At 64.9% G+C, this 13,683-nt stretch carries 11 protein-coding genes; 6 read left to right on the forward strand and 5 right to left on the reverse strand.

Annotation, left to right across the window (positions count from 1 at the left end):
* The first annotated feature begins 18 nt into the window (after positions 1-18).
* Positions 19-1,881, forward strand: a complete 1,863-nt coding sequence (gene ilvD, locus PV760_RS17325) for a dihydroxy-acid dehydratase (protein WP_079582355.1) — start codon at positions 19-21, stop codon at positions 1,879-1,881.
* A gap of 166 nt (positions 1,882-2,047) precedes the next feature.
* Positions 2,048-3,706, forward strand: a complete 1,659-nt coding sequence (locus PV760_RS17330) for an HNH endonuclease signature motif containing protein (protein WP_354628326.1) — start codon at positions 2,048-2,050, stop codon at positions 3,704-3,706.
* Positions 3,707-3,750: 44 nt separating this feature from the next.
* Here PV760_RS17330 and PV760_RS17335 read toward each other — a convergent pair whose 3' ends face one another.
* Complete coding sequence (locus PV760_RS17335; RefSeq protein WP_354628327.1) at positions 3,751-4,602, reverse strand: LysR family transcriptional regulator; 852 nt, start codon at positions 4,600-4,602, stop codon at positions 3,751-3,753.
* 85 nt (positions 4,603-4,687) lie between these two features.
* On the opposite strand from PV760_RS17335, the gene PV760_RS17340 reads away from it, so the two are divergent.
* A complete protein-coding gene (locus PV760_RS17340) occupies positions 4,688-5,545 on the forward strand; it encodes an EamA family transporter (protein ID WP_039239372.1) in 858 nt (285 codons plus the stop codon).
* Here the strand turns inward: PV760_RS17340 and PV760_RS17345 are convergent, their stop codons facing one another.
* On the reverse strand, positions 5,546-6,565 hold the full coding sequence (locus tag PV760_RS17345; RefSeq protein ID WP_354628328.1) for a LacI family DNA-binding transcriptional regulator: 1,020 nt from the start codon (positions 6,563-6,565) through the stop codon (positions 5,546-5,548). It lies immediately after the preceding gene.
* A 121-nt stretch (positions 6,566-6,686) separates the two neighbouring features.
* Between PV760_RS17345 and PV760_RS17350 the strand changes: the two genes are divergently transcribed.
* Together PV760_RS17350 and PV760_RS17355 are read left to right on the forward strand one after the other, a co-directional pair.
* Positions 6,687-7,871, forward strand: coding sequence for a Gfo/Idh/MocA family protein (locus PV760_RS17350; protein ID WP_193590729.1), 1,185 nt, complete (start codon positions 6,687-6,689; stop codon positions 7,869-7,871).
* Between the two features lies 1 nt (position 7,872).
* A complete protein-coding gene (locus PV760_RS17355; RefSeq protein ID WP_018778897.1) occupies positions 7,873-8,868 on the forward strand; it encodes a Gfo/Idh/MocA family protein in 996 nt (331 codons plus the stop codon).
* 82 nt (positions 8,869-8,950) lie between these two features.
* Here the strand turns inward: PV760_RS17355 and PV760_RS17360 are convergent, their stop codons facing one another.
* Positions 8,951-9,745: a TIM barrel protein gene (locus PV760_RS17360; protein WP_018778896.1), complete on the reverse strand. Its 795-nt coding sequence runs from the start codon at positions 9,743-9,745 to the stop codon at positions 8,951-8,953.
* On the reverse strand, positions 9,742-10,893 hold the full coding sequence (locus PV760_RS17365; protein WP_354628329.1) for a Gfo/Idh/MocA family oxidoreductase: 1,152 nt from the start codon (positions 10,891-10,893) through the stop codon (positions 9,742-9,744). The genes PV760_RS17360 and PV760_RS17365 overlap by 4 nt, the downstream gene beginning before the upstream one ends.
* Positions 10,894-11,360: 467 nt before the next feature.
* Here PV760_RS17365 and PV760_RS17370 point away from each other — a divergent pair, with 467 nt between their 5' ends.
* Complete coding sequence (locus tag PV760_RS17370; protein WP_018778894.1) at positions 11,361-12,347, forward strand: LacI family DNA-binding transcriptional regulator; 987 nt, start codon at positions 11,361-11,363, stop codon at positions 12,345-12,347.
* Between the two features lie 27 nt (positions 12,348-12,374).
* Here PV760_RS17370 and PV760_RS17375 read toward each other — a convergent pair whose 3' ends face one another.
* Complete coding sequence (locus tag PV760_RS17375) at positions 12,375-13,679, reverse strand: MFS transporter (RefSeq protein WP_039239353.1); 1,305 nt, start codon at positions 13,677-13,679, stop codon at positions 12,375-12,377.
* Positions 13,680-13,683 lie beyond the last annotated feature (4 nt).

Raw genomic sequence — 13,683 nt, forward strand, 5'->3', positions numbered from 1 at the left:
CCCAGCAGGATGGTACTTATGCCTGCACTACGCTCACGAACAGTCACCCACGGCCGCAATATGGCCGGCGCCCGCGCACTGCTGCGCGCTTCCGGCGTCGCCAACACGGACATCGGCAAGCCGATCATTGCCGTGGCAAACTCTTTCACCGAGTTCGTCCCCGGTCACACCCACCTTGCCCCCGTGGGCCGGATCGTCTCGGACGCGATCCTCGCCGCCGGCGCAGTACCGCGCGAATTCAACACCATCGCAGTGGACGACGGCATCGCCATGGGCCACTCCGGGATGCTCTACTCCCTGCCGTCCCGCGACCTGATCGCCGACTCCGTTGAGTACATGGTCAACGCACACTGCGCGGACGCCCTCGTGTGCATCTCCAACTGCGACAAGATCACTCCGGGCATGCTCATGGCCGCGCTGCGCCTGAACATCCCGGTGGTCTTCGTCTCCGGCGGTCCCATGGAGGCCGGCCGCGTGACCCTGACCGACGGTTCCGTGCGTTCCCTGGACCTGGTGAACGCCATCGCCGACGCCGTGGACGAATCCATCTCCGACGAGGACATCAACCTCATCGAAGAGAACGCCTGCCCCACCTGCGGTTCATGCTCGGGTATGTTCACGGCCAACTCCATGAACTGCCTCGCCGAGGCCATCGGCCTGGCCCTGCCGGGCAACGGCTCGGTCCTCGCGACCCACACCGCCCGCAAGGCGCTGTATGAGAAGGCCGGTGCCACCGTCGTCGAGCTCGTGAAGCGCTATTACGACGGCGACGACGACTCCGTGTTGCCGCGCTCCATCGCCACCGCTGAGGCCTTTGACAACGCCATGGCGCTGGACATCTCCATGGGCGGCTCCACCAACACCATCCTGCACCTGCTGGCTGCGGCCCAGGAAGCCGGCGTGGAGTACGGACTGGCCGAAATGGACGCCAAGTCCCGCCAGGTGCCCTGCCTGGCCAAGGTGGCCCCGAACGTCGCCGGAAACAAGACCTACTACATGGAAGACGTGCACCGCGCCGGTGGCATCCCCGCCCTGCTGGGTGAGCTGAACCGCGGCGGCCTCCTGCACAAGAACGTTCACTCAGTGCACTCCGCCGACCTCGAAGGCTGGCTGGACGACTGGGACATCCGCGGCGGCAAGGCAACGGAGGAGGCGCAGGCACTGTGGCACGCGGCCCCCGGTGGCGTCCGTTCCTCAACAGCGTTCTCGCAATCGAATGAGTGGACCTCCTTGGACACCGACGCCGAGGGTGGCTGCATCCGTTCCGTGGAGCACGCGTTCTCCAAGGACGGCGGCCTCGCTGTGCTGCGCGGCAACGTGGCGGTGGACGGTGCCGTGGTGAAGACCGCAGGCGTGGACGAGTCCATCTGGACCTTCGAGGGCCCTGCCGTTGTGTGCGAGTCGCAGGACGAAGCCGTGGAAATGATCCTGAACAAAACCATCAAGGAAGGCGACGTGGTGGTCATCCGCTACGAAGGCCCCCGCGGTGGCCCGGGCATGCAGGAAATGCTCTACCCGACGTCGTTCCTTAAGGGCCGTGGTTTGGGCAAGAAGTGCGCCCTCATCACCGACGGTCGCTTCTCCGGCGGTACCTCCGGGCTGTCGATCGGGCACATTTCCCCGGAGGCTGCCTCCGGCGGCGCCATCGCCTTGGTGGAGAACGGTGACATCATCAGCATCGATATCACCCAGCGCTCGCTCCAGTTGCAGGTTTCCGACGAGATCCTCGCCGAACGCCGCGAGAAGCTCGAAGTCAACGGCGGGTATAAGCCCAAGAACCGCGACCGCCAGGTGTCGCCGGCTCTCCGCGCCTACGCGGCCATGGCACTCTCCGCTGACAAGGGCGCCGTCCGGGACGTCTCGCTGGTGGAAAACCTCTAAGGCCTAGCGCCGCGCCTTTTGCGCCCGGGCCGCCTGCCGCCGTCGTGCTTTTACAACGCACGACGGCGGCAGGCGGCCTTTTTTCTGCTTAACTGCGGTTGATGCGTTATCCACATACACAGATTGGCGTGGTTACTGGGGATTGGGGCCGTGACAGGCTTGCTTTATGGGGATCGGAGGGCAGGTGGCTGAAGGAAGGGCGGAGTCTTCATCAGACTCCGCGGTGGACTGTCTCGAAGACGGTGCTGATGCCCTGGATGGTGTGAGGGCGTCGATCCTTGCTCAAGCCTCGATGTTCGCTTTCGGCGAGGCGAGCGCTTTCGCCGGCAGGGTCGAGGACATTGCCCGGACCGTGGAGTACCTTCAGCTCGTCGCAGCCCGGGCCGTGGAGCGAACCCGCAAGGAAGCCGGAACTGCCGCGGTGCTCGATGACGGGTACCGGAACGCTGGGGATTTCCTCCGTGCACGGCTGCGGATCACAGCCAAGGAAGCCCGGCGTCGCCTGGCCCTTGCGGACGCCGTCCTGCCCGGCGTCTGCATTGCCGGAGAGCCGGTCCCGCCGCAGCGCGAACAGCTGGCCTCCGCTGTGGCCGACGCATTGGTATCCGGCGGCTCGGCCACCCTGATCAGCACAGCACTGGACCGCGTCCAGCTTCTGACCGATCAGGACACCATCACCAGGATGGAGAAGGACCTCACGTCCACAGCCATCCAGTCCGACACGGATTTTGTTTCCACGACGGCCCGCCGCTGGATGGATTTCATTGACCAAGACGGTGCCGAACCCACGGAAGAAGTGCTTCGGCAACTCCAAGGTGCGTTCATTCGAAAGCCACGCTTTGGCCTGAATCATCTCGAAATCTTCGCAACGGCAGAGCAATTCGAGACCCTCACCACCGTCATGAACGCCGCCACGAACCCCCGCCTCGTTGAGGGCGAGGTGCGCAACACTGGCAGTTCTGGCGGCCCGGGAGGGAGAAACGGCCCAAGCCGCACGGCTGTCCATACCACCCAGCGCGGCACGGACACCAGGGGTCGGAGTTCAGCCGCTCAGGTCCGCACCCCAGAGGGCAGGGTAGCCGCCACCGTTCGCATGGAGCCCGCGAACGGGAGGAACCCGATTCCGGAACCGGGTCGCCGCTCCCGCGCCCAGAAACTCCTCGACGGTCTGGTCGGTGGCTGCGCGTTGGCCCTGAGAACCGGTCAGCTACCAGCCAATGGCGGCTTGAAACCCCAAGTCATGGTCACCATCGACTACCGGGATCTCTTTGACCAGCTCCAGAGCCACGCTGCCAATCAACAAACCGGCAACCCTGTGGGCACCGGTGAAACCGACCCGGGCACAAAAGCGGCAGGCAACGGCACAACAGGCACGGGCGGCCTGCACCCCAGGCTCAGCAGCGCGGTATCAACCTTCCAAGGACCCATCCACCCGAACGTCATCCGGAAGATCGCCTGCGACGCCGATATCCTCCCGGTCCTGCTCGGCACCGAAGGCCAGGTCCTCGGAATTGGCCGGACCAGCCGGATCTTCCCGCCCCACATCCGCAAGGCCCTCCAGGCCCGCGACCAAGGATGTGCCTTCCCGGACTGCACCATGCCGGCGCCTTGGTGCGAAGCCCACCACATCACCTACTGGTCGCAAGGTGGCCCCACCAACACCGACAACGGCGTGCTCTTGTGCTCACACCATCATCACGTCATCCACAAGGAACAGTGGATGATTGCGAGCAGAAACGGCGTCCCGTGGTTCACCCCGCCGGCGCACGTCGATCCCAGCCAAGCCGCCCGACGCAACCATCACCGCACACCGCTGCGGACATAGACCGCCAGCCTTCACGGCCATGGCGGGCGACTGTCAAAGGCGGCCTACCGATAGAGCTCGGCCAGCAATGCAACCACGGCCTGGTGATCCTGGGGCGGGTCGTTCTTCAGCCACGCCACGTACACCGGAACCATGGGTGCGTCACGCACCGGCCGGTAGGCGACTCCCCGGCGTCGATATTGATGTGCCGTGGAGGCTGCAGTGATGCCCCGCGCGGCCCCGCTGCCGATCACGGTCAGCCAATCGTCGATGTCGTGGATAGGGATAACCTCCGGGGGCTTACCCTGGTCCGGCCATAGGTCCAGTGTTGTGCTGCCTGTGCGCAGGTCCATTGCCACGGGCAATGTGGCGATTTGCGCCAAAGACACTGACCTCCTTGGGGCCAGCGGATCGTCAGTGGACATGGCGCAGTAGCGCTTTTCCTCCCCGATGCGCACATGCTCGACGGCGGCGGCCTGCGGGAGTCGTCGAAGGATTGCGTAATCGGTGGTTCCATCCAGCAGGCCGCCGCTGGGGGTGTTGGAACGGGTGAGTTGAAGCCCGGTGTGCGGGAAGCGCAATTTCCAGCGGTGTTGGAATTCGGTTGTGTGCTCACCCAGAGCCGACCACGCGTAACCCATGCGGATCTGCCCCGTTCCGGCCCGGGCATCACGTTCAAGATCGGCCAGGAGAGCGATGATCCTGCGGGCCTTGCCCAGTGCGCGCTCACCGGCGGCTGTCAGCCCCACGCTGCGGGTGGTTCGCTCCACAACGCGTGTCCCCAGTGCTTGCTCAAGGGCTGCGATGCTTCGTGACACGGCGGCCTGGGACATTCGAAGCTCGATGGCGGCGTCGGTGAACGTGCCTTGCTCCACTACCGCGATAAGACAGCGCAATTGGCGCAGTTCCACGTCCATGTCCTCATCTTATTCATGCACGCAGCGCATAAATACGCCAATTCATGCATTTAGCGCCTGAACCCCCGGCGTGCAGAATCTCCTCATGGAACAGACCAACGCCGCAGCGGGCAAGGCCGGGGGAGCCGCAACCCTTGTCGCCAGTGCGCTCTCCAACCAACTGGGGGCCGCCAGCGGTTCGCTCGCTTTTCCTGTCATGGGACCTGTGGGCGTCGTTGCTGTTCGACAACTTGTGGCCGCGGCTGTCCTGCTTCCGGTCGTGCGGCCGAGGCTGCGCGAGTTGAGCTGGCACCAATGGTGGCCGGTACTTCTCCTGGCCGTGTCGTTTGGGACCATGAACCTCGGGCTCTATGCGTCCATTCAGCGCATTGGCCTGGGGCTGGCAGTGACGCTGGAGTTCCTGGGCCCGCTGGCCGTGGCCCTTGCGGGTTCCCGAGGGAAGGGAAGTGCCCTGTGCGCGCTCGCCGCCGCAGTGGGCGTTGTGGCGATCACCGGTCCGGAGGCGTCCACAGATCTTCCCGGCATCAGCCTTGGACTAATTGCCGCATGCAGTTGGGCTGCGTACATCCTCCTGAACCGGATAGTGGGCCAACGAATCCAAGGAATCCAGGGCACAGCGGCCGCCACGGGGGTGTCGGCGACCCTCTTCCTGCCGGTTGCCGTCGTAGTTTTCCTGACCCAACCCATCGATGGCTTTGCGGTGCTCTGTGCCGTGGGTGCCGGCATCATGGCTTCAGTGCTGCCATATGTGGCGGATCTGATCGCGCTGCGGAGGGTTCCGGCGAATCTGTTCGGCGTGCTGATGAGCATCAACCCCGTTTTCGCGGCCGTCATCGGAGCCCTCATTCTGCGTCAGGAACTTGCACCAGCGCAGTGGGCGGGAATCGTCCTGATCGTCGGAGCCAACGCAGGAGTGCTGTTGCTGGGCCGAGTGAAACGGTAGCTACGACGGGGCATCCCCAGAGGACCCCCGCACCTGCAGCTGCGACGGAACCTGGTGCAGGCGGGCAGGAAGTTCCGGGGCTGTGAGCCGCTCAAGGATGAACTTCGCGGCTTCCACCCCCACGGCGAGATTGCCGTTGTCCACGGAGGTCAGCGACAGATGCCGGATCCTCGCGAGGTAGGTGTTGTCGTAGCCAACCAGTGAGAGATCCTCGGGCACGGACAGTCCAAGGTCGTCGGCCGCAGAGAGTGCCCCGATGCATGCGATGTCGTTGTAGGCGAAGATCGCGGTCGGCCGTTGGGGGCCGGCCAGGAGACGGCTCGCGGCAGCATAGGCACTCTCCTCGCTCACCCCGCCAGTTACCACCAAAGGTTCCAACCCGGCGTCGAGCATGGTCCGTTCGAATGACAACCGTCGCAACTTGCCGACTTCGCCCGGGCCTTGAAGATGCGCAATGCGCTGATGCCCCAGTGAGAGCAGGTGCCCGGTCGCTTGCCGCGCGCCGGCGTCGTCGTCATTGACCACGATGTCAACGCCGGGAAGTTCCGGTTCGCGCGTCCCGGCCAGGACCACAGGGATGTTTCGTGAGGCGTTTTCGATCGCAGCCGATTCCGTGGTGGTTCCTACCACTACCAGGCCGTCGATCCGCTGCTCCAGCAGGGTTTCCACGGAACTGCGGCCCACGCGGTTGTCGGTGTAGGAGTCAGCCAGGACCGGTGAGATGCCGGCCGCGTGCAGTGACGCGGTGAGCCCTTCCAGCAGTTCCACAAACCATGGGTTCCGGATGTCATTAAGCATCACCCCGATGGTGCCACTGCGCGGTCCGGAGAGGCGTTGGGCCAGCCGGTTGGGCCGGTAACCGAGCTGTTCCATCGCTTCGAGGACCGCGCGACGGCGACCGTCGCTGACGTTGGCAGAGCCCTGCAGGACCAGGGAGACCAAGGATTTTGAGACGCCCGCGGCGCTGGCGACATCGCGGATGGTGGGCTTGCTTCCGGGCAGGCTGGACGCGTCAGTCACGCACGTCTCCTTTCACTCCGGCAGATCCCATCCAAGCTTAGAGGGCTTGACGCCTTCGCCTCCCCACCGCCATTATGGACCGGTCCAAGTAAATTCCAAAGAGAGTCCTTGAGGATTTTTCATGAGTGAACCACATACCCGGCAACTGATAGCCGGCATGGTCGGAGGCGGCAAAGGCGCCGACATCGGCAAGACCCACCGCTTCGCCATGAGGCTTGACGGCCATTACGACCTCCAGGCCGGAATCTTCGGGCGGGATCCGAGCAGTTCCCGTGCCATCGGTGCCGGACTCGGTGTGCCGGCGGACCGCAATTATGGGGACGTCCGCGAAATGGCTGAGGCCGAGGCCGTTCGCGAAGACGGTGTGGACGTCGTGGTGGTGGCGACGCCCAACGACAGCCACTTCGAGATCGCCCGCACGTTCCTCAGCAGCGGCATTTCTGTGGTCTGCGAGAAGCCGCTCACGCAGGACTCGGTTTCCGCCGCCGAACTCGTACGCATCGCCGCCGCCAATGACGCCATCCTTGCGGTGCCGCACTGCTATTCCGCCTACGCCATGGTTCGCCAGGCTGCCCGCATGGTCCGCAACGGGGAGCTGGGCGCCATCCGCTTTGTCGACGTCGAACATGCTTCCGGGTGGGCGGCCACCCCGCTGGAAAACGAGGGCCACAAGCAGGCTTCGTGGCGCACCAATCCGGACATTGCGGGCTTCCCGAGCGTCGTGGGCGACCTCGGCACGCACGCCTTCCACCTGTTGCGCTACATCACGGGACTGGAAGCCCAGCGTCTCTCCGGCCGGCTGCAGACGTTGGTGCCAGGGCGCCGGGTCTTCGACAACGCCACCGTGGAACTCGAACTGACCGGCGATGTCCCGGCCCGCGTCTGGGCAAGCATGGCCGCCACTGGCCACAACCATGGACTCCGCATCCGCGTCTACGGGGAGAAGGGCAGCCTGGAGTGGCAGCATGAAGACCCTCATTACCTCAAGGTCCAGGATCCGGCAGGAGCCACTACCGTCCTCACACAGGGGCTCAGCACCCTGCACGACGACGCGTCCCGGCTCACCCGCGTCGGCCTCGGCCATCCGGAGGGCTTCCTTGGGGCCTTCGCAAACTTTTATTCCGACCTCGCCGAGGTCCTCCGCGCACGCCGCGACTCCACGCCGCTCCCGGAACGCGGGCTGTCTTTCCCTACCGGGATCGATGGATTGATCGGCGTCCAGTTCGTGGAAGCAGTCGCAGCCTCGCACCACGACGATTCCGCATGGATAATCCCCGCATCAGCACACCAGAAAGCAGCAGCCTGACATGATCCGCTTCGCACTCATTGGTGCCGGTTTCATCGGCACCGTCCACGCGGCAAACCTCGCCGCACATCCCGGGGTCGAGTTCCGGCTCGTTTACGACGTCGACCAGCGGCGCGCGCAAACCCTCGCCGCGGCCCACGGTGCTGCCGCCGCCGGGGTGTTGGAGGAGGTGTTCGACCCATCCCTGATCGACGCTGTCTTCATCGCCTCCTCCACCGACACACACGCCGGGCACTTGCAGCGCGCGGCCGCCGTCGGAATTGCAGCCCTGTGCGAGAAGCCGATCGACCTGGACCTGGACCGCGCCCGCGAAACCGCCACATTCGTGCAGGAATGCGGCGTCCCCGTGATGGTGGATTTCAACCGCCGGTTCGACCGCGACTACGCCGAACTCAAACGTGTGGTCGATTCCGGCGGGATCGGCACGGTGGAACTGATCCAACTCACCTCCCGTGGCCCATCCATGCCCCCGTTGTCCTACGTCGCCGTCTCCGGCGGCCAGATGCGCGACCAGACTGTCCACTTCTTCGACTTGGCCCGCTGGCTTTCCAGCGTGGATCCGGTGGAGGTTTTCGCCACTGGATCAGCGTTGGCGGAACCCGGCGTGGCGAATCACGACGACGTCGACACCTCCGCCGTAACGTTGCGGCTCCCCGGAGGGGCGTTGGTCCAGATCGACAGTGTGCGCCGCACCGGTTACGGGTACGACGAACGCATCGAGGTCATGGGTTCCGAGGGAATGGTGGAAGCCAGACGACACCGGAACGGGGCAGTGTCCCGCTACTCCGGCACGTCAGTGGTGGACGACGGGCTGCACCCCGGCTGGTTCGAACGCGTGCAACCGACGTATGCCTCGGCCCTTTCGGCGTTCGTTTCCGCGCTGGAAAACGGCGTGGCGCCCGCGCCTTCGCTGGAAGACGGGCTGAAGGCCCAAGCCATCGCCGAGGCTGCTGTGCTCTCCTTGCGCTCCGGCCGCATGGAGCCAGTCAAGTACTGACCCGGACGGGTGGCAACGGTGCAAGCAGCAGCGCGCGTTGTGGGCGGGCGGTTCCTGCGCCCATAACGCGCGCTGCTGGGACTCAGTTGGGAGAGAACGCGGCACGGAAGGCGGCCAGGGCGGCATCGCCCGCCTCTATTCCCTGGCCACCGATCGCACCGGCTTCCATGCCGACCACACCCGTATAGCCGGCCTCGTTGAGGGCCTTCGCGATCGCCGGATAATTGATCTCGCCGGTTCCGGGTTCGAAGCGCCCGGGAACGTCGGCTACCTGGATCTCGCCGGTGAATGGCTGCGCCGCACGGACGAGCTCGATCAGGTTCCCCTCGCCGATTTGCGCGTGATACAGATCCAGCATCATCTTCACGTTGGGATGATTGACGGCCTGTACCAGGGCCAGGGTGTCCTTGGCTCTTGCCAGCGGAATGCCCGGGTGGTCCAGGATCGTGTTGAGGTTCTCCAAGGCGAACGTGATGCCGTGTTTTTCGCCCAGTTCGCCAAGTTTTTCCAGAGTCCGGAGCCCTGTCAGCCACATGTCGCCCGTTGAGCGGTGGGTGGGCCTCACGGCCCTTCCTCCCTCGCCGAGTTCGGCAGGATGGACCACCATGCGCTCCACGCCCAGTTCCAGCGCAGTGGGAACCAGCTTTTCTGCCGACGCAAGGACCTCGTGGGCATTGGCGGCGTCGATGACGCTGCCCCCGAAGTATCCGCTCATGGAGGAGAACGATGCCCCGGTGGCGGCCAAAGCCGGAATGTCCCGGCCTCGGGTGTCCCATAGCTCTACCTCGAAGCCTTGCTCGTGGATCCGACGAACCCGGTCAATCAGGGGCAGTTCGCCGTAGACCATTTCCGCGCAGACGGCCAGGCGGAAGCTCATGCGGGGACCCCGGCCGGGGCGGGCTGCGCAGCGGGCTCTGCGGCCTGCAGTTCCGCGATGTCCGAAATCTCCACGGGCAAGCCTGTTTCCGCGGACCTGAAGGCAGCCAGTGCTACGGCCAACGCGTTCCGTGCATCCACCCCACCCGGAGCTGCCACGGGGGCCGGCGGGACGGCCGCCGTTGTGCGTTGCTCCGGGTATCCGCGGCGTGCTGCGACGTCGTCCGCGAAGGCCGCGAGCTCGGCGGTGTAGGCGTCGTGGAAGAGGTGGATGTTCGGGTGCGAAGTCTCCGTGACGATGCCTGCGGCGGTGTAGCTGGTGGCGTTGGTGGCCTGCGGTGTTCCGGCGGTGACCATGCCTGCGGAGCCGAACACTTCGCCGCGGACATCGTAGCCGTAGAGCGCATTGAAGTTCGCTTCGGCCACAGCGATGGCGCCATTGCTGTACGTGACGGTCACGACGGCGGTATCCAGCAGGCCGCCCGACCTCGCCTCGGGCGCTACCAGGGCATCAGCGACCGCGTGGACTTTGACCGGGACGGCCCCGGGGTTGAGCCAGTTGAGGGTGTCGAAGTCGTGGATCAGGGTTTCCAGGAAGATCGTGCCTGGAGCAATGCGCTCCGGGTTGCTGATTCCGGCTTCGGTTCCGGGGTCCCGGGTGAGGGAGCGCAGCAGCTGCGGTGTGCCTACGGCGCCGTCGTCCACCAGTTTGCGGGCGGCTGCGAAATCGCTGGAGTAACGGCGGTTGAAGCCAAACCGGAGAACGACGCCGGCGCTCGCCGCGGCATCGATGGCGGCGTCGAGTTCTTCGATGGTCCGCCCGCCGGGCTTTTCGCAGAAAACATCCTTGCCGGCTGACGCTGCGGCTGTGATCAGCCCGGCGTGGAAACGCATGGGAGAGGCGATGAGGACAGCATCAACGTCCGGGTCGGCCAGCACATCGGCGGCGTCCGTACTGATTTTGGCCACGCCAAGCTTGTTTGCGAGTTCTTCGACGGCGGGCAGGACGGGGTCGGCGATTGATTCCAGGCGTGCATTCGGAATGCGGCGGGCTATGGTCTCGGCGTGGAATTTGCCGATCCAGCCAGCGCCGATGACGGCGATGCGGACAGGCTGCTTTGCCTGGACCGGGTGCTGGAGATACGTCACTGGGGCTCCTCTTCAAATTTCTAGATCGTTCTAGTCGCTCCCATGGTTGCATGCTGTGTGAGTGCGTGTCTAGATCGTTCTAGTGGGTTTCTTGGGAGGCCGTAAAGATGGCGTCGGATTCGGAGAGATGCCCAAAAAGAGGTCTAAGGGGTCCCGGACTTCAAACAAAAAACCTCTTCCCGGAAATAATCTTCGGAACTCCGCGTCATGTTTGAGGGACTCGGACTACATATCCAGTGCCCATGTCATTGACCGCGTTTCGCGCCGTTGCCCTTTTCGGCTGCGTCGCGTGTCATCGGCACAGTAGGCAGCGATGGGTGTGGCGGGTTCTGGGGCCCGCCCGGGGCGCCATCGTTGCATGAACGGGCTAGTGCGGTCGGTCGTCTGAGTCGCGACCGACCGCACGACTCGTTCGAAGCCCGGCGGTTGGATCGTTCTATAGACTGGCTCCCGAACAGAGGAGCGCCATGACGGGCAAACGGCCTACGTTGATGGACGTAGCGGAAGCAGCAGGTGTTTCACGCGCCCTCGTTTCCATCGTCATGCGGGATGTTCCAGGCGCATCGGACGCCACCCGGGCAAAAGTGCAGGAAGCTGCCCGGGCACTTGGCTACAGGCCGGACAGTCGTGCCCGCCTCCTCCGAAGCAGCCGCACGAGGCTCCTTGGCGTCAGTTTCTCCACTGCCCATGCTTTTCACGCCGAAATCGTTGATGCCGCCTACGCCGGAGCCACACTGCGGGGCTACGATATCGCGCTCAGTGCGGTGGCCAACGGACGGTCCGAAGAACGTGCGGCGGACTCGCTGCTGGATCTCGGATGCGAAGCCCTGATCATGATTTCCCCGACCCTCGAAGAACAGCAGTTGGCCGAATACGCGGCCCGGGTGCCTGTAGTCAGCCTGCTCCGGGACGACGTTGGGGACTCCGTGGACTCCGTGAGCAGCGACGACCGGGCCGGCATGCACCTCGCGATCGAGCACTTGACCTCGCTGGGCCACCGCAGCATAGCCCACGTTGACGGCGGTGAGGCCATCTCCGGTCCGCAGCGCAGGGCGGCCTTCCGGGAAGAAATGGAGCGCCGCGGACTGGACGGCCGCGTAGTACCGGGTGGCCCCACGGAAGAAGACGGTTTGCGCGCCGGACGGAAGCTGCAGGAGGAGCTGCCCACCGCCGTCGTGGCTTTCAACGACCGCTGCGCCCTGGGCGTCTGGGAGAGCTTCAGGGCTGCTGGCCTTCGCGTGCCGGAAGACGTGTCCGTCCTTGGCTACGACGACAGTCAATTTGCACGCCTCAGCTACGTCCAGCTGTCCTCCGTCAGCCAGGACGCACCGCTCCTTGCGCAGGCCGCAGTGGACCGCGCCGTCGACCGTTTGGAGGGGACGACGCCGGCCACCCACCTGGTGCGGACACCGCACCTGGTGGCGCGCCGCACCACAGGGCCCGTGCCTGGGTAAGGCCTGCGGCAGGACCGGGCTACCGCGCTAAACGGAGTCGGACTGTGAGTCCGCGGATTCGGAAACGGCCGGCGTCAAGGGATTGTCGATCTCGTCAGTCATCATGCGCGCTGCGAAGACGGCCACGAATGCCATGAACGGGCACACCAGTCCGGCCACCAGGAAGATCAGCCAGATGGGGACCACCTCGGCCACGGGCCCGGCGAGGGCCATGGACACGGGCATCAGGGCCAGGGAGACAAAAAAGTCCAGGCTCGAAATCCGGCCCAGTAAATGCCGTGGGACCCTTCGCTGCAGGAGTGTGCCCCAGATGACCGTTCCCATGCCCTCGGTGACTCCGAAGATCAGCATGGCACCTCCGAGCAGCCACACGCTGTCCATGAAACCAATGGCTGCGACGGGCAGGCTTCCGAGGCCCCACGTCACTACCATCACTGTCAGGTAGCGGCGGGGGAGGGGGAAAGAAGCGGTGGCCAGCGCGGCGACGGCACTCCCCACGCCCATGACCGCCAGCAGGAAACCAAACATCCTTGAATCGCCACCGAGCTGGTCCCGGACGACGAAGGGCAGCAAGACCTCAATCGGCCCGATCAGGAACAACACGGACAGGCACGCCCACAGCAGTGTCCACAGCAGCCAGGGGGTGCGGACTGTGTAGCTGAACCCTTCTCGGAGGTCCCTCAGGAAGGACCTCCCAGCCGACGCGTCGGAGAACGCCACGCCGGCATCGGGGCCGCCCAAAGTACGTCTGTTGAGGAAGTTCAGGATCCCGAAGGCCAGGAAATGGCATGCAGCAACCCCGGCAACGGCGTGCGCCGGTGAAAATGCCGCCACCAGGATGCCCGCAATCGCCGGACCGGCCGCTTGCTGGAGGATCGGCCGGACGGTGCCTTCCATCCCGTTGGCCGCGAGGAGGTCCTCTGCCGGCAGGATGCGCGGAAGGATCGCCGAATATGCCGGAAAGAAAAAGGCCTGCCCCACGCCCAGGACGAACGCACCGAGGGCCAGATGCCAGAGTTGCAGGACATTGAGCATCGCCAGCAACGTCACCGTGGCGATCACAGCCAGATTGGCCCCCTCCACGCCGATGATGAGCAGCCGCTGGGGAAAGCGGTCGGCGGCGATGCCACCTGCCAGCACAAATCCCACCAGTCCGATGCTGGCGGCAGTGGCCACCAACGACAATTCCAGCGGGCCGCCTCCCAGATGGATGACCTCGTAGACCATCGCCACGGCCCACATGCCGGATCCGAAAATGGAAATCGACAAAGCAGAGATCAACACCCGGAATTCCCGGTGTGCAAAGGGGCGCAGCGCTCTCAGGGCGGCCATTTCA

This window comes from Paenarthrobacter sp. CC6, assembly GCF_040560085.1.
Taxonomy (GTDB): domain Bacteria; phylum Actinomycetota; class Actinomycetes; order Actinomycetales; family Micrococcaceae; genus Arthrobacter; species Arthrobacter nicotinovorans.

Coding starts and splice junctions, on each gene's coding strand:
- PV760_RS17370 (WP_018778894.1), top strand. CDS start 11,361: ATGACGGGCAAACGGCCTACGTTGATGGACGTAGCGGAAGCAGCAGGT.
- PV760_RS17355 (WP_018778897.1), top strand. CDS start 7,873: ATGATCCGCTTCGCACTCATTGGTGCCGGTTTCATCGGCACCGTCCAC.
- PV760_RS17350 (WP_193590729.1), top strand. CDS start 6,687: ATGAGTGAACCACATACCCGGCAACTGATAGCCGGCATGGTCGGAGGC.
- PV760_RS17340 (WP_039239372.1), top strand. CDS start 4,688: ATGGAACAGACCAACGCCGCAGCGGGCAAGGCCGGGGGAGCCGCAACC.
- PV760_RS17335 (WP_354628327.1), bottom strand. CDS start 4,602: ATGGACGTGGAACTGCGCCAATTGCGCTGTCTTATCGCGGTAGTGGAG.
- PV760_RS17330 (WP_354628326.1), top strand. CDS start 2,048: ATGGGGATCGGAGGGCAGGTGGCTGAAGGAAGGGCGGAGTCTTCATCA.
- PV760_RS17360 (WP_018778896.1), bottom strand. CDS start 9,745: ATGAGCTTCCGCCTGGCCGTCTGCGCGGAAATGGTCTACGGCGAACTG.
- ilvD (WP_079582355.1), top strand. CDS start 19: ATGCCTGCACTACGCTCACGAACAGTCACCCACGGCCGCAATATGGCC.
- PV760_RS17375 (WP_039239353.1), bottom strand. CDS start 13,679: ATGGCCGCCCTGAGAGCGCTGCGCCCCTTTGCACACCGGGAATTCCGG.